Source organism: Pseudomonadota bacterium, assembly GCA_038533575.1.
GTDB lineage: Bacteria > Pseudomonadota > Alphaproteobacteria > Rhodobacterales > Rhodobacteraceae > Shimia_B.
In genome coordinates this window covers 1436088-1456777 of record JBCAYL010000001.1, presented here as the reverse complement: position 1 = coordinate 1456777, position 20690 = coordinate 1436088, and the positions used below count along the sequence as shown (strand labels likewise).

Genomic DNA, 20690 nt, shown 5'->3' with positions numbered 1-20690 from the left:
CCTGCGCTGCTCGGCCGCGCGCAAGCGAACAATCTGCGAACTTCCCCTTTGAGGCCGCGCACGCTACATTCTCGCCCATGAGCAGTTATGACGATTTCGACGCCTTCGAGGAGGCTGCGAAGCCTAGCCTTTCGCAGCGCGCCGTTGCAGCCCAGAGCGGCGGTGTCGGCCCCTACATGGATGGGCTCAATGATGCGCAACGCGAGGCGGTTGAGGCGCTCGATGGCCCCGTCTTGATGCTCGCGGGCGCAGGCACGGGGAAGACGAAGGCCCTGACGACGCGCATCGCGCATCTTCTCCACACCGGCACGGCACGGGAGAACGAGATCCTCGCCGTGACGTTCACCAACAAGGCCGCGCGAGAGATGAAGTCGCGCGTGGCGAGCCTCCTGCGGCGCGAGGATGCCGGCATGCGCTGGATGGGGACGTTCCACTCCATCTCGGTCCAGCTCCTGCGTCGCCATGCGGAGCTTGTCGGGCTCAAATCGAACTTCACGATCCTCGACACCGATGATCAGCTCCGCCTGCTCAAGCAACTGATCGTGGCCAACGAGATCGACGAGAAGCGGTGGCCACCCCGCATGCTCTCCGGGATCATCGACAGCTGGAAAAACCGCGCCTGGACGCCGGATAAGGTGCCCGCCTCGGAGGCGTCGGCCTTCAACCACCGGGGCCCGGAGATCTACGCGCAATACCAAGCGCGCCTGAAGGAGCTCAACGCTACTGATTTCGGCGATCTGCTGCTGCACTGCGTCACGATCTTCCAAAATCACTCGGATATCCTCGAGCAATACCAGCGCTGGTTCCGCTACATCCTCGTGGACGAATACCAGGACACCAACGTCGCGCAGTACATGTGGCTGCGCCTCCTCGCGCAATCGCACCGCAACATCTGCTGCGTGGGCGATGACGACCAGTCGATCTACGGCTGGCGCGGCGCTGAGGTGGGCAACATCCTGCGCTTCGAGAAGGATTTTCCGGGCGCGAAGGTGATCCGGCTCGAGCAGAATTACCGCTCCACGCCCCACATCCTCGGCGCGGCCTCTGGCGTCATCGACGCCAATGAGAGCCGGCTGGGCAAGACGCTCTACACCGAGCTCGAGGAGGGCGAGAAAGTCCGTCTCATCGGGCACTGGGACGGCGAGGAAGAGGCGCGCTGGATCGGCGAGGAAATCGAGGCCGCCCAGAAGGGCACGCGCGGCATGCATCCCTTCGGACTGGACAAGATGGCTATCCTCGTCCGCGCCTCGCATCAGATGCGCGCCTTCGAAGACCGCTTCCTGACAATTGGGCTGCCCTACCGCGTCATCGGCGGGCCGCGCTTTTACGAGCGCATGGAGATCCGGGACGCCATGGCCTATTTCCGCCTGGCCGTCTCGCTCGACGACGATCTGGCCTTCGAGCGGATCGTGAACACCCCCAAGCGCGGCCTGGGCGACAAGGCGGTCCAGACGATCCAGGTCATGGCGCGGTCGAACGGGGTCTCGCTCTTCGAAGGGGCGCGGCTCGCCGTGCAGGCAGGCCAGATCAAGGGCAAGGGCGGATCCAACCTCCGGGACCTCGTGGAAGGCCTCGACCGCTGGAACCGGCAGGTCCGCGACGAGGAAGACACCCATGTCGAACTCGCGCAGATGATCCTCGATGAGAGCGGCTACACCGCCCATTGGCAGAACGAAAAGACACCCGAGGCGCCCGGGCGACTGGAGAACCTGAAGGAGCTCGTGAAAGCGCTGGAGAATTTCGAGAACTTGCAGGGCTTCCTCGAGCACGTCTCGCTCGTCATGGACAACGAACAGGACGATGGCGGTGAGAAGGTCTCCATCATGACCTTGCACGCGGCCAAGGGCCTCGAATTCTCGATGGTGTTCCTGCCGGGCTGGGAGGACGGGCTCTTCCCGTCGCAGCGGTCGATGGACGAGAACGGGATCAAGGGGCTCGAGGAGGAGAGACGCCTCGCCTACGTGGGCATCACGCGGGCCGAGGAGGTCTGCACGATATCCTTTGCGGGCAACCGTCGCATTTTCGGCCAATGGCAATCGGCCATGCCCTCGCGGTTTATCGACGAGCTGCCGGAGGAGCATGTCGACGTTCTCACGACGTCGTCGGCCCTGCATCAATCCGGCTATGGCATGGGGGGCTCCATGATGGGGCAGGCCTCGCCCGTGCTGCAGGCCACGGCACAGTCGGACCTTCATGATCGCGCCAGCCGCGCGGACGTCTACAATTCCCCCGGTTGGAAACGGCTCCAGGCCCGCAGCCAGCGGCGCGGCATGAGCCAACCGCAGGAAAGCCGGAACATGGTCATCGACATGACGGCCACCTCCGCCTTCACGGTCGGCGACCGCGTTTTCCACCAGAAGTTCGGCTATGGCGAGGTGATGGAGATCGAGGGCGACAAGCTCGAGATCGAATTCGACAAGGCCGGGTCAAAAAAGGTGGTGGCCAAGTTTGTCACGAGCGCGGACGCGGCCAACGACGTGCCATTCTGACGGGCACGCACATCAAACATCTGGACTGTTGGGAAGATAGGCGGCGGCACCCAGGGGGGAGAGAGAAGGGTGCCGCCGCTGATGCAGATCGCGCTTCGAAAGGGGAGGGAGAGAGAAGAAACGCGCCCTGATGTGCGAGGTGAACTCCGCTCGCTTGAAACGGGTTCCACGAAAAAACGCGTCTCAATGAAAATTCTTCGTTTGTAGCATGCGCAACGTTTTCGCTGCGCGGGCTCTGCAAAGAAAAAGCGGCGGCACCCAGGGAGAAAAAGGTGCCGCCGCTTTCAAGAGAACGCCCATGTGGGAGGAGATCGGGCGCCCTTTGTTCGTCTTTATTTACCGTAGACCGTCTCGGTCGCGACGGCCTTGAGCACGCCGCGGGAAAGGCCGAGGTCCTGAAGCTCCCGGTCGGAAAGCTCCATCAGCTCGTTGAAGGTCTGACGATACATGCTGTAGCGCGCCCAAGCGTCGGCTGCGTCAGCCGCAACAGCGCGAAGCCGTGCAACGAGGCCGAAGGAAAGGGGTGCTGTGGTGTTGCTTGCGTATGCCATTGTTGTCTCATCTGCGTCGGTTCAGCGGCCCATCCGCTGAGGGTTCGGGTGTCAGCGGCTCATCCGCTGATGCCCGCTATGTAATCGTATGCTGCAGGTGCAAAACCCCCGATGCGGCAACGCCGTCATGCACCAATTGCATGTCTGTCCCTGCGTCATTTGGCTTGACCCCGGGACGTGGTGGCATACCGATTTCGCGTCCTTGAGGCGCAGGAGGCCCGATGACCCGTGATGACATCCTCGACACCCTGAGAGGGCTTCCGCTCCCGAGCGGCGGCGACATCGTGAGCCGTGACATGGTGCGCGCGCTCAACGTGGCCGACGGAAAGGTCCGCTTCGTGATCGAGGCGGAAAGCCCGGCTGAGGCGCAGGCCCTGGCTCAATTCAGGACCTCCGTGGAAGAGGCTCTGCTGGCGCTGCCGGGGGTCGAGGACGTCTCCGTCATTCTCACGGCCCACGACGCGAAGGAGCCGCCCAAAGGGCTGAAGGTCGGGCGCCACCCACAAAAGCAGGCCGGGCGGCTCAAGCCCACGGGCGTCGACCGGATTCTGGCCATCGCCTCCGGCAAGGGCGGCGTCGGAAAAAGCACCGTCTCCACCAATCTCGCCGTGTCACTCGCCAAACGCGGGCGCCGCGTGGGCCTCCTCGATGCGGACATCTACGGGCCCTCCGTGCCGCGCATGATGGGGCTGTCCGGGCGCGCCCGCTCGCCGGACGGGAAGGTGATCGAGCCCATGACCGCACACGGGGTCACCGTCATGTCGATCGGCCTGATGGTCGAGCCTGAGAAAGCCATCGTCTGGCGGGGTCCCATGCTCATGGGCGCGCTGCAGCAGATGATGGGGCAGGTGGCCTGGGGCGATCTCGACGTGCTGATCGTGGATCTGCCGCCCGGGACGGGAGACGTGCAGCTCACGCTGTGCCAGCGTACCGAGCTCACGGGCGCCGTTGTGGTGAGCACGCCGCAGGATGTCGCGCTACTGGACGCGCGGAAGGCGCTCGACATGTTCCGCACGCTCAAGACCCCGGTGCTTGGTCTGATCGAGAACATGTCGACCTTTCACTGCCCGAAATGCGGGTACGAAACGCAGATCTTCGGGCATGGCGGCGTGGCGGCGGAGGCCGAGGCGCTCGGATTGCCATTTCTCGGTGCTTTGCCTGTGGATCTCGAGACGCGGCTGGCGGGCGATGGAGGCACGCCTGTCGCTGCGGGCGATGGAGCCATGGAAGCCGCCTACGCGCAACTCGCGGAGCGACTGGTCCTCGGTGGAATGGCCTGACAGGGCGCCATGGGAAATCATGGGCTGATCAAATCAAGGGGCATGTGAAGGCCTCTCTCAGCATTCCCGAGGCTTCAGGTCTCGGCCATGAAGTCGGAAAAATACTGCTTTTCTGAGCGCCCTCAGCCCGATTGAACTGCGGATGAGCGGAAGTTGCGAAGAAATTTGCTGATCCCCGGGAATTTATGGGCGTGCTCGTGCGCCAATAGTCGGCACTATTTGTAGTGGTTGTCCTCCATCAGATCACAATATGTGTCCGTTTCATGCGGTCTGACGCTACTACATGTAGTTTTTCAGCCACATCAAATCCCACAGCTTGTGTCTTTTTCCCATAATTTCCCTTGCGTACCATCAAATCCCGTGGCATCCCTTGTTCATCGAAGGCGAGCAACTAACAACCGGGGCGCAAAGAACCCCACCAGCGGAAAGAAATCGCAGGTTTCATACAGGCACTCGCATTCGAAACTGAGATCCGGCGCGCGAGCGAGCAGACATCCCCCCAGGTGGCGCGCGCAGCTGGACTTCCCGCAAAGCGGGACGAGGACGGCGGATCAGACAGTGGCAGCAGTCTGATCCGCCTCTTTCGTTTCTGGGGTTGGGGTGTGGCTCAATTACGGGCCGAGACAGGTGAAGAGGGGCCAGCGTGGCGCGCAGGTTCAGAGGTGAAAGCCACCACAAGGTGGATACGAAGGGCAGGGTCTCGATCCCGGCCCATTTTCGCCGTGTGCTCGAAGCCGCCGACCCCGACTATATCCCCGGCGCCAACCCAGAGCTCGTGATCGTCTACGGCGATCACCGCCGCAAGTTTCTAGAATGCTACACGATGGAAGCCATCGCTGAGGTGGACGAGAAGATCGACGCCCTCCCGCGCGGCTCCAAGGAGCGAAAGGTCCTCCAGCAGCTCTTTCACGGCCAGTCCCTGCCGACGAGCGTGGACGAGACCGGACGCATCGTTCTTCCCGCAAAGCTCCGTCAAAAGATCGGCCTCACGGGCGAGGCCTTTTTCATCGCTGCCGGCGACACGTTCCAGATATGGCGACCCGAGACCTATGAGGCCGAGGAGTTGTCGAAGACGGAGGCGTTCCTCGACGACATGCCGGACGACTTCGATGTGATGTCGTTCCTGGATGCGCCGGGAGAGTAAAGGGAATGTCTGCTGCCGCACCTCACATTCCCGTCCTTCTCGATCCGATCCTGAGGCACTGCGCGCCCATTGAGGGCGTCTGGGTCGACGGGACATTCGGGGCAGGGGGATATTCGCGCGGCCTCCTCGAGGCCGGGGCAGGCAAGGTCATCGCCATTGATCGCGATCCGGCCGTCTTCGAGATGGCTGCGCCCTGGGCGCGCCTATACGGGGACCGTCTCCAGCTCGTCGAAGCGACGTTTTCCGACCTCGCCGAGCATGCGGACATGGTCGATGGCGTCGTCCTCGATCTCGGTGTTTCGTCCATGCAGATCGATCAGGCGGACCGCGGCTTTTCCTTCATGAAGGACGGCCCGCTCGACATGCGCATGAGCCAGTCCGGGCGTTCGGCGGCTGACATCGTTGCAGAGGCGAGCGAGGCGTCGCTCGCGGATATCCTTTTCCACTTTGGAGAGGAGCGGGCCTCCCGCCGCATCGCGCGCGCCATCGTGAAGGCGAGAGATGCAGCGCCCATCCTGAGAACGCTGAGGCTGGCGGAGATCGTCGAGGGCGCGCTGCCGCGTCCGAAGCCTGGCCAGTCGCACCCGGCCACGCGCAGCTTTCAGGCGCTGCGCATCGCCGTAAATGCCGAATATGACGAGCTTTTTGCTGGCCTCATGGCCGCCGAGCAGGCCCTGAAGCCGGGCGGGCTTCTCGCCGTTGTCACCTTCCACAGCGTCGAGGACCGCATCGTGAAGCGCTTTCTCCAGTTGCGCGGCGGCAAGGCCCCCGCCGGGAGCCGCTACGCGCCGGAGGTGATGCGCCCCGCCGCGCCCTTCGAGATCGTCACACGCAAGGCCGTGGAGCCTTCGGACGAAGAGGTCGCCGCCAATCCTCGCGCACGCTCGGCAAAGCTTCGCATCGCGCGCCGGACGACCGAGACCGCGCCCGCGCCGGAGCCGAAGGCGCTCGGTCTCCCGCAGCTGCCGGAGGCGCGCCGATGAGAGCATTTCTCTATTCGCTCGCGGCGATGATCGTCATGGGGCTCGCATTCTGGGCCTATTCCGAGAATTACCGCACGCAGGAAGCCATCGGGCAGGTGGAAACCCTCCATCGCGACATCGCGGCGGCCCGCGCGCGCGTGGCGGTCCTCAAGGCGGAATGGGCCTACCTGAACCGTCCTGATCGCCTGCGCGATCTGGCCGAGATGAACTTTCTCAATCTCGAGCTCTTGCCGCTTGCCCCCGACCAGTTCGGCGACATCGATCAGATCGCCTATCCCGTCGAGCCGCTTCCGATATCCGACGCCATCGAGGTCATGGAGGTCCGCCCGTGATCCGCACACCGCTCCGTCCGCTCGCCCGTATCCTCGGCGCCCGCGCCGCCGGAGAAGATCCCGACTGGATCGAGCGGGAAAACATCCGCAAGCGTCACGAAGTGATGCGCGACAAGCAGCGCGTGCAGGCCGAGGGGCGTCTGCTCGTGCTCGGACTGTTCTTCGTTGCGGGCTTTGCGCTCATCGGGGCGCGCATGACGCTCCTTGCCGTCTCCGAGCCCATGGAGCCGCGCACCACCGCATCTATCACGCAGATCGTCGCCCAGCGGGCAGACATCCTCGATCGGCAGGGCCGCGTCCTGGCGACGAATTTCGATACGCACTCTCTCTACGCCCACCCGCAAGACCTCATTGATCCGGCCGGTTCGGCGGCGGCCCTCGTGGAGATCTTCCCTGATCTCGATGCGGAGCGCCTGCTCAAGGACCTGACGGGGGATCGCAAGTTCCTCTGGTTGAAGCGCCGGATCAGCCCCGAGCAGAAGCAGGCCGTGCATGATATCGGCGATCCGGGGCTGCTGTTTGGCCCCCGTGAGATGCGCCTTTATCCGAACGGGGCCGTGGCGGCCCACGTGCTCGGCGGCGCCTCTTTCGGCAAGGAGGGCGTAAGCAGCGCCGAAGTGATCGGCGTGGCGGGTGTCGAGAAGCACTTCGATGGCTTTCTGCGCGACCCAGCCAACAATGGCGCGCCGCTCGAGCTCGCGCTCGACCTCAGTGTGCAGGCCGCCGCGGAACGGGTGCTCGCGGGGGGCATGTCGCTCTTCAGCGCGAAGGGCGCGGCGAGCGTACTCATGGATGTGCATACCGGCGAGGTCATCTCCCTCGTCTCCCTGCCGGATTTCGATCCAAACGATCGCCCGCGTCCCCTCACGCAGGGGGATCAGGCCGACAGCCCGCTCTTCAACCGTGCGCTGCAGGGCGTCTACGAGCTGGGATCAGCGTTCAAGATCTTCACCGCGGCGCAGGCCATGGAGCTCGGGCTCGCGGGGCCGGAGACGGAGATCAACACGAAGGGTCCGCTTCGCTGGGGCCGCTTTCGCATCGGCGAGTTCCAGAACAAGAACTATGGGCCGACGCTGACCTTGAGCCGGGTGATCGAGAAATCATCCAATATCGGGACCGCACGCCTCGCCCAGGAGATCGGCGCAGAGCGACAGAAGGCCTTCCTCGGCGAGCTGGGCTTCCTCGAGCCCACGCCCCTCGAGATGGTGGAGGCCGCGGGTGCCGCGCCGCTCTACCCCACGAATTGGTCCGAGCTGTCGACGATGACGATCAGCTACGGCCACGGCATCTCCACCTCGCCCATGCACCTGGCCGCCGGCTATGCGACGCTCTTGAATGGCGGTCGAAAGGTGACGCCAACGCTTCTCAAGCAGGGTCGCGCGCAGCTGGGCGCGCAGGTGGTGTCGCCGGAGGTTTCTGCCGCGGCGCGTATGATGCTCCGGCGCGTCGTGACCGAGGGAACGGCAAGCTTTGGCGACGTTCAGGGCTACGCCGTGGGCGGAAAGACCGGGACGGCCGACAAGCCACGCCCGCGCGGCGGCTACTATGACGACCGGACCATCACGACCTTCGCAAGCGTCTTCCCGGCCCATGATCCGCAATATGTCCTCGTGGTGACGCTCGACGAGCCGGTCGAGACCTCCGGCACCGAGCCGCGTCGCTCGGCCGGTTGGACGGCGGTCCCGGTGGCCGCGGAGCTCATCCGCCGCGTGGCCCCGCTCCTCGGCCTCCGGCCGGAGATTGAACCCGCACCACTGGCCAGTATAACGCTGTCATCGAGTGACTGAGAAAGGGGCCGAGCCCCGCCATGGCATCAAAGCAACTGAGTGACCTGGGTCTCACGGGGCAGGGCGGGGAAAACCCCGCGGTATCGGGCTTGGCTGTCGATAGCCGTGCCGTGGAGCCCGGCTTTCTCTTCGCCGCACTGCCGGGGAGCCGCGTGCATGGCGGCGAGTTCGTGGAATTCGCGCTACGCATGGGCGCGGTGGCGGTTCTGACGGATGCGGAGGGCGCGCAGATCGCCGCCCCGGCCTTTAGAGCCCATCCCGCCGCGCTCGTGGTGACAGAGGACCCGCGCGGGGCGCTCGCTGCCGCAGCAGCGCTCTGGTCCGGGAGCCAGCCGGAGACCATGGTCGCCGTCACCGGCACGAATGGCAAAACCAGCGTGGCGAGCTTCACGCGCCAGCTTTGGTCGGTGATCGGAGAAGACGCCATCAACCTCGGCACGACCGGCGTCGAAGGGGCCTTTGAAACCCCGCTGAAGCATACAACGCCCGAGCCCATCACCCTGCACGCCGCCCTTGCCGCGGCGGCGCGGTCCGGCGTGACGCATGGCGCGATGGAGGCGTCCTCCCACGGGCTCGAGCAGCGGCGTCTCGACGGCGTTCTCCTGAAGGCCGCGGGCTTCACCAACTTCTCCCAGGATCACCTCGACTATCACGGAACATTCGAGGCCTATTTCGACGCCAAGGCACGCCTCTTCCGAGCCGTGCTCCCCGACGACGGGACAGCCGTCATCAACATGGACGACCCAAAGGGGGCGGACATGGCCCTGATCGCCAAGGCGCGAGGGCAGAACGTGCTGCGCATCGGGCGGTACACGGAGGCCGATATCAGGCTCACCGCGCAGCGCTTTGACGGGACCGGGCAGGACATCCGGGTTGTCTATGGCGCGGCATCTTTCACCGCGCGGCTGGAGCTGATCGGCGGCTTTCAGGCGGATAACGTTCTCATGGCTGCCGGTCTCTGCATCGCCACCGGGTCGAGCCCCCGCGAGGTCTTCTCGGCTATGTCCCACCTCAGGACCGTGCGGGGCAGGATGGAGCACGCGGCCACGCGGGCCAATGGCGCGGCTGTCTTCGTCGACTACGCACATACCCCCGATGCGGTGTCGACGGCGCTTCGCGCGATGCGCCCCCATGTGCTTGGTCGCTTGCTCGTCATCATCGGGGCGGGCGGCGACCGCGATGCCACCAAGCGGCCCCTCATGGGGCGCGCGGCGGCCGAGCACGCGGACGTGGTCTTCGTCACGGACGACAATCCGCGGAGCGAGGACCCCGCGCTCATCCGGAGAGCCGTCATGGAAGGCTGCCCCGACGCCACCGAGGTGGGCGATCGCGCCGAGGCGATCTTGCGCGCGGTCGATGCGCTGGGTCCCGGTGACACGCTGCTCATCGCTGGGAAGGGGCACGAGACGGGCCAGATCGTCGGAGATGCCGTCCTGCCCTTCGATGATGTCGAGCAGGCATCCATCGCTGTTGCCGCCCTCGAAGGGGGCCTCGCGTGAGCCTCTGGACATCCGCGGATGCCGCTGCGGCCACGGGCGGTTCGACAGGCGACTGGGAGGCGACGGGCGTCAGCATCGATACGCGAACCCTCGCCCCCGGGGATCTCTTCATCGCGTTGAAAGCCGCCCGCGACGGGCATGATTTCGTGGGCCAAGCCCTCGAAAAAGGCGCGAGCGCCGCGCTCGTCTCCCGCATCCCGGACGGGGTTGACCCCGCGCGCTGCCTTCTCGTGGGCGACGTGCAGGCGGGCCTCGAAGCGCTTGGTCGGGCGGGACGGGCGCGCAGCAAAGCGCGCGTCGTCGCCATCACCGGCTCCGTCGGCAAGACGTCGACCAAGGAGATGCTCCGGGACGTGCTTTCTGCCCAGGGGAAAACCCATGCCGCCGAGGCGTCCTACAACAATCACTGGGGCGTGCCGCTGACGCTGGCGCGCCTGCCTGCGGATGCCGACTACGCCGTCATCGAGATCGGCATGAACCATCCCGGTGAGATCGCGCCGCTTTCCGAACAGGCAGAGCCCCATGTCGTGATGATCACAGCCATCGCCGCGGCCCATCTCGAAGCCTTCGAAAGCCTCGCCGGCATCGCCGAGGAGAAGGCGTCCATCGTTGCGGGCCTCGTGGAGGGCGGTACGGCCGTCCTGAATTCGGATACCGATCACGCGGACATCCTGGTGGCGCGCGCGCGCCAAGCCGGGGCCGAGATCGTCCGCTTCGGCGCCGAGGGCGAGCAACCGCTGACGTCGCTGACCCTGCGCGCTGACTGCACGGTGGTTGAAACCGTCATCGAGGGGGATCGGGCCCTCCTGAAGATCAACGCCCCCGGGCGCCATTTCGGAATGAACGGGCTCGGGGTCGTGGCAGTGGCGAAAGCCCTCGGCGCGGATGCCGGTCGTGCGGCGCTCGATCTTGGGCTCTGGTCGCCGCCATCCGGGCGTGGCACCCGCGAGATCAGGGATCTCGACCCCGCCGATCCGGCCATGTCCTTCGAGCTCATCGATGACGCGTTCAATGCCAATCCAGCCTCCATGGCCGCGGCGTTCGAGGTCCTCGCAGCGGCCAAGCCCACCGATGATATCGGTCGCGTCATGCGGGGACGGCGCCTTGCGATCCTCGGCGACATGCTCGAGCTCGGGCCCACAGAGGCCGAGGCGCACGCGGCGCTTGCTAGCAACATCCATCTCGGGCTCGCGCTCGTCCATTGCGTGGGGCCGCGCATGCAGCATCTCCACGACAGCTTGGCGCCCGCGCAGCGGGGGCGCTGGTTCGAGACAGCCGAAGAGGCGGCCGCCGTTGCCCATAAACTCATCGATGCCGGCGATGTTGTCCTCGTGAAGGGGTCGAAGGGCAGCCGGGTGAGCCTTGTCGTTGACGCGCTGCGCAAGCTAGGGCATCGGCGCGAGCAATGAATAATAAGCGGGGGCAGGGCACATGCTCTATTGGCTGACGGCACTTTCAGACGGCGGGGATTTCTACAATCTCTTCCGCTACATCACCTTCCGGGCGGGCGGCGCTTTCCTGACGGCGCTCATTTTCGCGTTTCTCTTCGGGCGCCCACTCATCAACCTCTTGCGCAAGAGCCAGGGAAAAGGGCAACCGATCCGCGAAGACGGACCGGCGACGCATTTCTCCAAGGCGGGCACGCCCACGATGGGCGGCGCACTCATCCTTGGAGCGCTCATCGTCTCCTCGCTCCTTTGGGCGCGCCTCGACAACGGCTTCGTGTGGCTGGTGCTCTTCGTCACGGTGGCCTTCGGAGCGGTGGGCTTCGCCGATGACTACGCCAAGGTATCCAAGCAAAACGTGAAGGGCGTGCCGGGGCGTCTTCGTCTCGGGATCGGGTTCATCATCGCCACGCTGGCGGCTGTCTTTGCCTTTTATCTTCACCCTGCCGAGCTCCAGGGCCAGCTTGCTTTCCCGGTCTTCAAGGACACGCTGATCAATCTCGGGTTCCTCTTCATCCCCTTCGCGCTCATCGTCATCGTGGGCTCCGCCAACGCGGTAAATCTGACTGATGGCCTCGACGGCCTCGCCATCATGCCCGTGATGATCGCGGCGGGCACGCTCGGCATCATCGCCTATGCCGTCGGACGCGTGGACTTCACGCAGTATCTGGACGTGCACTACGTGCCGGGCACGGGAGAAATCCTGATCTTTACCGCGGGCCTCATCGGCGGTGGGCTCGGCTTCCTTTGGTACAATGCCCCGCCTGCCGCCGTCTTCATGGGCGATACCGGCTCGCTTGCCCTCGGCGGCGCGCTCGGCGCCATCGCCGTGGCCACGAAGCACGAGATCGTGCTGGCCATCGTCGGCGGGGTCTTCGTCGTCGAGGCGCTCTCGGTCATCATCCAGGTGGCATATTTCAAGAGCACCGGCCGCCGGATCTTCCTCATGGCGCCGATCCACCACCACTACGAGAAGAAGGGCTGGGCCGAGCCGCAGATCGTGATCCGTTTCTGGATTATCTCGCTCATCCTCGCGATGATCGGCCTTGCCACGCTCAAGGTCCGGTAAGGGGGCCGCGTCATGCAAATGCGTGCAGGCCTTTTCCTTTGCGGTGCGACGCATGATGTGTTCGCGGATGGCCCAAGAGCGCAGCGGCCGCCGAGATCGCTGGCACGCGCCCGTTTTTCAGAGGGTCCTGTGAAGCGTCCCGAAGGCCTCTGTGGCCGCATGCCCCTCGGGCAAAGCGCCGCGAGACGCTGAAATGATCGTCGCAACAGGATTTCAGGGTAAGGAGGTGGCGGTCCTCGGGCTCGCGCGGTCCGGTCTGGCCGTCGCGCGCGCATTGGAGGCCGGCGGCGCGAATGTCATCTGCTGGGATGATGGCGCAGCGGCACGGGAGCGCGCGGAGGAAGCAGGGCTCACGATCCGCGATCCCTTGGAGGACGGCGTCATGGAGCAACTGGCTTGCCTCGTCACCTCCCCGGGGATCCCGCATCTCTTCCCAGTGCCACATCCCGTGATCGCAGCCGCCCTTGCCGCAGGGATCCCGGTCGACAACGATATCGGGCTCTTCTTCCGATCCTTCGCCTCCGCGGACTGGGCCGAGCTCGGAACGCTGCCCCGCGTCGTCGCGGTCACCGGGTCCAATGGAAAATCCACCACCGCCGCCCTCATCCATCACATTTTGGAGGTCACCGGCCGGCCAACACAGCTCGCAGGCAATATCGGCCGCGGGGTGTTTGACCTCGAGCCCGCAGAGGACGGCGAAGTCGTGGTGCTCGAGCTCAGCTCCTACCAGACCGAGCTTGCCCGCGCGCTCACGCCCGATGTGGCCGTCTTCACAAATCTCACGCCAGATCACCTAGACCGCCACGGCGGCATGGGCGGCTATTTCGCGGCCAAGCGCAGGCTCTTTGCCGAGGGCGGGCCGGATCGCGCTGTCATCGGCGTCGATGAGATCGAGGGCAGGTACCTCGCCACTGAACTGGGGCAGGGCCCGTCTGATGATCGCGTGATCCGGGTCTCGACCGGGCCCCTGCAGGGGCCGGGCTGGTCCGTGACGGTGAAGAAGGGCTTTCTCTCCGAGCACCGCAAGGGCCGTCAGGTGGCCTCCATTGACCTTCGGCCTCTCAAGACGCTCCCCGGGACACACAATCATCAGAACGCCTGCGCGGCTTTCGCCGCGTGTCGCGCGCTGGGGCTGGGACCGCGGGAAATCGAGGCCGCGCTCCGGACCTTTCAAGGCCTCCCGCATCGCTCGGAACTCGTCGCCGAACAGGGTGGCGTGCGATACGTCAACGACAGTAAGGCCACCAATGTCGACAGCGCCGCCAAGGCGCTGCAGGCCTTTTCGCGGATCCGTTGGATCTGCGGCGGGTTGGAGAAGGAAGGCGGCCTCGACCGCCTCGAGCCGCTCTTTGGCAACGTGGTCCGCGCCTATGTCATCGGGCGGGACGCAAAGACATTTGCCCTCGGCCTCAAGGGCATCGACGCGGTCATTTGCACGACGATGGAAGAGGCTGTGGCCCGCGCCTCTGCCGACGCGACACCGGGCGATACCGTGCTTTTGGCCCCCGCGGCGGCGAGTTTTGACCAGTACGACAACTTCGAAGCGCGCGGGCAGGACTTCATCTATTGCGTGAAGGCGCAGCTTTCCGCTTCTGGTGGGTGACACGGGTTTCCGAAGAGCCTTCGCACCGTCTTCTCACGTGAGCCTCGCGTTAAGGGTGCGGCAGACGGCACGAGGCGCGCCGGTGTCCGATCAAGCGCACTTTGCTACCTGTCATGAAGACCCGACCGCGGGGCGACCGAAGTCTCTTCGACGAGCTTCCATGCCCTTCATCAGCAGTCCCTAGCTGGCGCTGATCGCTTCACCCGCTGCCCAGCCCGACGACCACGCCCACTGGAAATTGTAGCCGCCAAGCCAGCCGGTCACGTCCACGGCCTCGCCGATCGCGAAGAGCCCGGGGACGGCCGTCGCGGCCATCGTTTTCGAGGAAAGGGCATCAGTCGCGATCCCGCCCAGGGTAACCTCGGCCGTGCGGTACCCCTCGGTCCCTTGGGGCTTGAGCCGCCAATCGCTGAGCCGTGCCGCGATTTCATCGATGCGCGCGTCCGAGAGATCCCCCATGCGCGCCGTGAGCTCTTCCTTGAAGGGCCCGGCTGACAGATGATCGAGAAGCCGCGAGGGCAGGTGCGCGCCGAGCGCCGTGCGCACCTGCCGCTTGCCCTGCGCGCTGCGGGCCGCTTTGAGCTCTTCGGCGAGCGCGCGATCGGGAAAGAGGTCTATCCCGATATCCTCGCCTTCCTCCCAGTAAGACGAGAGTTGCAGCACGGCGGGCCCGGACAATCCCCGGTGGGTGAAGAGCATCCCTTCGCCGAAGCTCGCCCGATCCGTCCGGGCGGAGACGTGTGTCGACACGCCGGAGATGTCCGAGAAGCGCTTGTCGGGGAACGTGAAGGGCACGAGGGCCGGCCGCGTGTCGGTGACAGGCAGGCCAAACTGCGCCGCGATCTCGTAGGCGAGGCTCGTGGCCCCCATCTTGGGAATGGATTTGCCGCCGGTGGCGAGCACCAGCGCGTCCGACGTGATCTCACGGCGCACGCCTTCACGCTCGACCGAGATCAGGTATCGGCCATCGGCGTGGCTCACGCCCACGATCTGCGTTTGAAGCCAGAGCGCGGCATCGCGCATCTCCTGCCGAAGCATCTCGACGATCTGCGTGGACTTCCCGTCGCAGAAGAGCTGCCCCAGCGTCTTCTCGTGCCAGGCGATGCCGTGGCGATCGACCAGATCAATGAAATCCCACTGCGTGTAGCGTGCCAGCGCGGACTTGGCGAAATGGGGATTGGCCGAGATGAAACGCTCCGGCACGACGCCCAGATTGGTGAAATTGCAGCGCCCGCCGCCCGAGATGCGGATCTTCTCGCCCGGTGCTTTTGCGTGATCGATGACCAGCGCGTCCCGGCCCAGCCGCGCCGCGCACATCATGCCGGCCGCGCCAGCGCCAAGGATCACTGCTTTGACATGCATGGCCGCGATCTGCCGCAGATCGAGGGACGCGCCAAGCCCCTTTTTTCTAGCCGTCCAAAGGGTTTTTGCGTATGGTCGGGACAGATCGCGAAAAGCGGCAGACAGGCAGTAGGTCATCCATGACAGAAATGGTGCACGGCGCGGTCCCGGTCGCGTCTCTTGATCCAATTATTCCACGCTGGTGGCGGACGCTCGACAAGTGGTCGATGGCCTTCGTCTTCGGGCTCTTCGCCATCGGAATGCTTCTCGGCCTGGCCGCCTCGCCGCCCCTTGCGGCCAAGAACGGCTTTGCCGCGTTTCACTATGTCGAGCGGCAGGCGGTCTTCGGGGGCCTCGCGCTTCTGACGATGATCATCACCTCGATGATGTCGCCGAACATCGTGCGCCGTTTGGCCGTCCTCGGATTCTTTGCCTCCTTTGTGGCTCTCGCGCTGCTCCCGTTCTTCGGGACGGATTTCGGCAAGGGGGCGGTGCGTTGGTATTCGCTGGGCTTTGCCTCGTTGCAGCCTTCGGAGTTTCTCAAGCCCGGCTTCATCGTGACCGCGGCGTGGCTCCTCGCGGCGGGCCAGGAGATCAATGGCCCCTCGGGGCGGACATATTCCTTCGCGCTCGCGGTCCTCATCGCGCTCCTTTTGGCCATGCAGCCCGATTTCGGGCAGGCGGCGCTCATCCTCTTTGGCTGGGGCGTCATGTACTTCGTGGCCGGGGCGCCGATGCTGCTTCTGATCTCCATGGCCGGCTGCACGATCGCGGCGGGCGCGCTGGCCTATTCCCAGTCAGAGCATTTCGCCCGGCGCATCGACGGCTTCCTTTCCCCCGACATCGATCCCACGACGCAGCTGGGATACGCCACCAACGCGATCCGGGAAGGTGGTTTCTTTGGCGTCGGCGTGGGCGAGGGCGAGGTGAAGTGGTCATTGCCGGACGCGCATACGGATTTCATCATCGCCGTTGCGGCGGAGGAATACGGGATGGTGCTCGTCCTCGCGATCATCGCCCTCTACGCGGCGATCGTATGTCGCGCGTTCTTGCGGCTCGTGAAGGAGCGTGACCCGTTCATCCGCCTCGCGGGCACCGGGCTTGCTGCGATGTTTGGCGTGCAGGCAATGATCAACATGGGCGTGGCGGTGCGGCTTCTGCCCGCCAAGGGCATGACGCTCCCCTTCGTGAGCTACGGTGGCTCCTCCCTCATCGCGGGGGGCATCGCGCTCGGGATGCTGCTGGCCTTCACGCGCAGCAGGCCGCAGGGCGAGATCGGAGACATCCTCAAAGGCCGAGGCCGATGAAACGATTGGTCATGGCTGCCGGCGGAACGGGCGGCCACATGTTTCCGGCACAGGCACTTGCCGAAGAGATGCTGGAGCGGGGCTGGCACGTGACGCTTATCACCGATGCCCGCGGGGCTCGCTACGTTGGCAACTTCCCGGAAGCGGTGGAGATCGAGACCGTGAGTTCGGCGACCTTTGCGCGCGGCGGGATCGGCGCCAAGCTCGCAGCCCCCTTCAAGATCCTCGGCGGTGTCCTGGCGGCGGTGAGGAAATTTCGCGGTGTGCGACCCGACGCCGTGATCGGCTTCGGCGGCTATCCGACCATCCCCGCCATGGGCGCGGCCACGCTCCTGAAGCTGCCGCGCCTGATCCACGAGCAAAACGGCGTGCTGGGCCGTGTGAACCAGATCTTTGCGAGCCGCGTTGATGCCGTCGCCTGCGGCACATGGCCGACCGACCTTCCGGAGCAGGCGACGGGCCACGACATCGGCAATCCCGTGCGGGGCGCGATCCTTGCGAAGGGCGGCGCGCCCTACATCGCGCCGGGTGAATACCCCATGCAGGTCCTCGTTCTCGGCGGCAGCCAGGGCGCGCGCATCTTGTCGGACGTCGTCCCGCCGGCCATTGCCGCGCTTCCAAATGACATCCTCACTCACCTCCGGGTGAGCCATCAGGCCCGCGAGGAAGATCTGGAGAGGGTAGAGACCTACTACGCCGATCACGGCGTGACCGCGGATGTGCAGAGCTTCTTTACGGATGTGCCCGCGCGGCTGAGCGAGAGCCAGCTCCTGATTTCGCGCTCCGGTGCCTCCACGGTCGCCGATCTGAGCGTGATCGGCCGCCCGTCGATCCTGATCCCTTTCGCGGCGGCCACCGGGGATCACCAGACAGCCAATGCCCGCGCCCTCGGCGAGGCGGGCGCTGCCGTCGTCATCCAGGAGGCCGATCTCGAAGTGGCTCCCCTCACGGAAGAATTGACGGCAATCCTGAGCGCTCCTAAACGCGCGCTCGCCATGGCGCAGGCCGCTCTGAACCTCGGCAAGCCAGACGCCAGCAAGCGCCTCGCCGAACTCGTCGAAGACATCGCAGGACAGACATCATGAACGCAGCAACGAAGCTTCCCGGCGATGTGGGCCCGATTCATTTCGTGGGCATAGGCGGCATCGGGATGTCCGGCATCGCCGAGGTCCTGCTCAATCTCGGATACACCGTGCAGGGCTCTGACCTGAAAAGCTCGAAGATCACGGAGCGGCTCGCCGCCAAGGGCGCCCACATCTTCGAAGGGCAGACCGGCGAGAACCTCGATGAGGCGGAAGTCGTTGTCATTTCCTCCGCGATCAAGGCGGGAAATGCCGAACTCGATGAAGCGCGGCGCCGTGGTCTTCCCGTCGTGCGCCGGGCGGAGATGCTGGCAGAGCTCATGCGCATGAAATCGAACATCGCGGTCGCAGGCACCCACGGGAAGACGACCACGACCACGATGGTGGCCACGCTCCTCGACGCGGGCAATTTCGACCCAACCGTCGTCAACGGCGGCATCATCCATGCCTTTGGCTCGAACGCGCGGACGGGGCAGGGCGAATGGATGGTCGTGGAAGCCGATGAAAGCGACGGCACCTTCAACCGGCTGCCCGCGACGATCGCCATCGTGACGAATATCGACCCCGAGCACATGGAGCATTGGGGCGACTTCGACACGCTGCGTCAGGGGTTCCTCGACTTCGTGTCAAACATCCCGTTCTACGGCCTCGCCGTGTGCTGCATCGACCACCCGGAGGTGCAGGCGCTCGTGGGCAAGATCACCGACCGCCGCGTCCTGACCTACGGCTTCAATGCCCAGGCCGACGTGCGCGCCGTCAATCTGCGCTACGTGGCCGGCCAAGCGCATTACGATGTCGCGCTGCAGGCCGAAGAGCGGGTCATCGAAGGCCTCACGCTTCCCATGCCCGGCGATCACAACGTCTCAAACGCGCTTTCCGCCATCGCTGTCGCGCGTCACCTCGGCATGAAGCACGAGGAAATCCGCACGGCGCTGGAGAATTTCAAAGGCGTGAACCGCCGCTTCACCAAGGTTGGAGAGGTGGGTGGCGTCACCATCATCGATGATTACGGTCACCACCCCGTCGAGATCGCCGCCGTGCTCAAGGCGGCCCGGCAGGCCAGCGACGGTCGCATCATCGCGGTCCACCAGCCTCACCGCTACACCCGTTTGTCCTCGCTCTTCGAAGAGTTCTGCTCGTGTTTCAACGAGGCCGATGTCGTGGGCATCGCGGAGGTGTTCTCGGCGGGCGAGGATCCGATCCCGGGCGCATCACGCGAAGACCTCGTGAGCGGCCTCATCTCGCGCGGCCATCGCCATGCGCGCTCCATCGAGAGCGAGGCCGAGCTCGTCCGGCTCGTGAAGGAGCAGGCCAGGGAGGGCGACATGGTCGTCTGCCTCGGCGCTGGCACGATCAGCACTTGGGCCAACAATCTGCCGACGCACCTTGCCACATGAGACGACGAGCGTTGCTAGAATTCGTTTTCGCCCCCCGCAGGCGCTTTGCAGCCCATTGTGCCGGTCTTTGCGCGGGGCGCGCCTGTGTGGCCGCACTTGATGGCGGACTGGTGACCCCATGAGCCTTATTGCCGCCTGCCTCTGGCTCATCCTCGCCAATGTGCGCGCCATGTTCCCTAGCCAGGACCATCACTGGCGCTTTGCCTATGCCATGATCGCTGTCGGCATCCCGATACTCGGCTGGGTGACCTACGAGTTTGGGCCCCTCGTTGGGTTCTTGGTCATGGCGGCGGCGGCGAGCGTGCTGCGGTGGCCTGTCGTGTATCTCTGGCGTTGGGTGAAGGGGCGCTGACGTGCTCGACAATTCCCATGCAAAAGCTCAAGGAACAGGGGCAACGAAAGAGGACGCAGCCATGGAGTTCCCCTCGGTCAGAGGCCGCCTGACGCCCGGAAAATCCCTCGCCGAGCTGACGTGGCTCCGGGTTGGCGGGCCGTGTGACGCGCTCTTTCAGCCCGCTGACCTGGAGGACCTCGCGGAGTTCCTTGGCAAGTTGCCGTCTGACGTCGAGGTCTTCCCCATGGGGGTCGGATCGAACCTCATCGTGCGGGACGGCGGCATTCGCGCCGTCGTGGTCAAACTGGGGCGCGGCTTCAACGGCGTGGAGATCGACGGGACCACTGTCAGATGCGGTGCGGCCGCACTCGATGCCATGGTCGCGCGCAAGGCCGCGGATGCAGGCGTGGACCTCACGTTTCTCCGCACTATCCCGGGCTCCATCGGCGGTGCCGCGCGCATGAATGCCGGCTGTTATGGCACTTACACCGCGGACGTTTTCCAATCTGCGCAAGCGGTCACGCGGGCAGGGGAGATCGTGACGCTCTCGCCTGCTGACATGGGTTTTGCCTACCGTCAGACCGAGCTGCCGCCGGAGCTGATCCTCACGTCAGTGACACTCTCGGGCCCTGCGGGAGAGCCGGCTGACCTCCATGCGCGCATGGAGGGTCAATTGGCCAAACGGGATGCAACCCAACCCACGAAGGACCGGACCGCGGGGTCGACCTTCCGAAATCCGGCCGGGTTTTCCTCTACCGGCCGCGCGGACGATGTTCATGATCTCAAGGCCTGGAAGGTCATCGATGACGCGGGCATGCGCGGCGCCACCCGCGGCGGTGCCCAGATGAGCGAAAAGCACTCCAACTTTCTCGTCAACACCGGCCATGCGACCGCAGAAGACCTCGAAGGACTGGGCGAAGAGGTGCGAAAAAAGGTTTACGAAAACAGCGGTATAGAGCTAGACTGGGAAATCATGAGGGTGGGTGAACCCGCCCCGACCACAGGCGCGTAAATACGCAAAACCAAATGATAATTCCGCCGCTCGAA

General features: G+C 65.1%; 17 protein-coding genes. 15 read left to right on the top strand and 2 right to left on the bottom strand.

Features of this window, described 5'->3' with window-relative positions:
* The first annotated feature begins 77 nt into the window (after positions 1–77).
* The gene (locus tag AAFM92_07385; GenBank protein MEL7300192.1) at positions 78–2489 is read left to right on the top strand and encodes a UvrD-helicase domain-containing protein; all 2412 of its coding nucleotides are present in this window, start codon (positions 78–80) and stop codon (positions 2487–2489) included.
* 332 nt (positions 2490–2821) lie between these two features.
* On the opposite strand, the gene AAFM92_07380 is transcribed toward AAFM92_07385, so the two are convergent.
* Positions 2822–3040, bottom strand: coding sequence for a DUF1127 domain-containing protein (locus AAFM92_07380; protein MEL7300191.1), 219 nt, complete (start codon positions 3038–3040; stop codon positions 2822–2824).
* A gap of 221 nt (positions 3041–3261) precedes the next feature.
* On the opposite strand from AAFM92_07380, the gene AAFM92_07375 reads away from it, so the two are divergent.
* From AAFM92_07375 to murD, 9 genes are all read left to right on the top strand, one after another.
* Positions 3262–4320, top strand: a complete 1059-nt coding sequence (locus AAFM92_07375) for an Mrp/NBP35 family ATP-binding protein (protein MEL7300190.1) — start codon at positions 3262–3264, stop codon at positions 4318–4320.
* Between the two features lie 643 nt (positions 4321–4963).
* On the top strand, positions 4964–5464 hold the full coding sequence (gene mraZ, locus AAFM92_07370; protein ID MEL7300189.1) for a division/cell wall cluster transcriptional repressor MraZ: 501 nt from the start codon (positions 4964–4966) through the stop codon (positions 5462–5464).
* Between the two features lie 5 nt (positions 5465–5469).
* Positions 5470–6447 (top strand): 16S rRNA (cytosine(1402)-N(4))-methyltransferase RsmH, encoded by a 978-nt coding sequence (gene rsmH, locus AAFM92_07365; GenBank protein MEL7300188.1) that lies wholly within the window; start codon positions 5470–5472, stop codon positions 6445–6447.
* A complete protein-coding gene (locus AAFM92_07360; protein ID MEL7300187.1) occupies positions 6444–6779 on the top strand; it encodes a cell division protein FtsL in 336 nt (111 codons plus the stop codon). Before rsmH ends, AAFM92_07360 begins: the two co-directional genes overlap by 4 nt.
* A complete protein-coding gene (locus tag AAFM92_07355) occupies positions 6776–8566 on the top strand; it encodes a penicillin-binding protein 2 (protein MEL7300186.1) in 1791 nt (596 codons plus the stop codon). The genes AAFM92_07360 and AAFM92_07355 overlap by 4 nt, the downstream gene beginning before the upstream one ends.
* A 20-nt stretch (positions 8567–8586) precedes the next feature.
* A complete protein-coding gene (locus AAFM92_07350; GenBank protein MEL7300185.1) occupies positions 8587–10065 on the top strand; it encodes a UDP-N-acetylmuramoyl-L-alanyl-D-glutamate--2,6-diaminopimelate ligase in 1479 nt (492 codons plus the stop codon).
* A complete protein-coding gene (murF, locus tag AAFM92_07345) occupies positions 10062–11474 on the top strand; it encodes a UDP-N-acetylmuramoyl-tripeptide--D-alanyl-D-alanine ligase (protein ID MEL7300184.1) in 1413 nt (470 codons plus the stop codon). The genes AAFM92_07350 and murF overlap by 4 nt, the downstream gene beginning before the upstream one ends.
* A gap of 22 nt (positions 11475–11496) precedes the next feature.
* Positions 11497–12579: a phospho-N-acetylmuramoyl-pentapeptide-transferase gene (mraY, locus tag AAFM92_07340; GenBank protein MEL7300183.1), complete on the top strand. Its 1083-nt coding sequence runs from the start codon at positions 11497–11499 to the stop codon at positions 12577–12579.
* Positions 12580–12772: 193 nt separating this feature from the next.
* Positions 12773–14182 (top strand): UDP-N-acetylmuramoyl-L-alanine--D-glutamate ligase, encoded by a 1410-nt coding sequence (gene murD / locus AAFM92_07335; protein MEL7300182.1) that lies wholly within the window; start codon positions 12773–12775, stop codon positions 14180–14182.
* Between the two features lie 180 nt (positions 14183–14362).
* On the opposite strand, the gene AAFM92_07330 is transcribed toward murD, so the two are convergent.
* On the bottom strand, positions 14363–15544 hold the full coding sequence (locus tag AAFM92_07330) for an NAD(P)/FAD-dependent oxidoreductase (GenBank protein ID MEL7300181.1): 1182 nt from the start codon (positions 15542–15544) through the stop codon (positions 14363–14365).
* 119 nt (positions 15545–15663) lie between these two features.
* Here AAFM92_07330 and ftsW point away from each other — a divergent pair, with 119 nt between their 5' ends.
* The 5 genes from ftsW (at position 15664) to murB (ending at position 20655) form a co-directional block, all read left to right on the top strand.
* A complete protein-coding gene (gene ftsW / locus AAFM92_07325; protein ID MEL7300180.1) occupies positions 15664–16830 on the top strand; it encodes a putative lipid II flippase FtsW in 1167 nt (388 codons plus the stop codon).
* A complete protein-coding gene (gene murG, locus AAFM92_07320; GenBank protein MEL7300179.1) occupies positions 16827–17915 on the top strand; it encodes an undecaprenyldiphospho-muramoylpentapeptide beta-N-acetylglucosaminyltransferase in 1089 nt (362 codons plus the stop codon). Before ftsW ends, murG begins: the two co-directional genes overlap by 4 nt.
* Positions 17912–19309: a UDP-N-acetylmuramate--L-alanine ligase gene (gene murC / locus AAFM92_07315; protein MEL7300178.1), complete on the top strand. Its 1398-nt coding sequence runs from the start codon at positions 17912–17914 to the stop codon at positions 19307–19309. The genes murG and murC overlap by 4 nt, the downstream gene beginning before the upstream one ends.
* 118 nt (positions 19310–19427) lie before the next feature.
* Positions 19428–19661, top strand: a complete 234-nt coding sequence (locus AAFM92_07310; GenBank protein MEL7300177.1) for a DUF2484 family protein — start codon at positions 19428–19430, stop codon at positions 19659–19661.
* A 61-nt stretch (positions 19662–19722) separates the two neighbouring features.
* Positions 19723–20655, top strand: coding sequence for a UDP-N-acetylmuramate dehydrogenase (gene murB / locus AAFM92_07305; GenBank protein MEL7300176.1), 933 nt, complete (start codon positions 19723–19725; stop codon positions 20653–20655).
* Positions 20656–20690 lie beyond the last annotated feature (35 nt).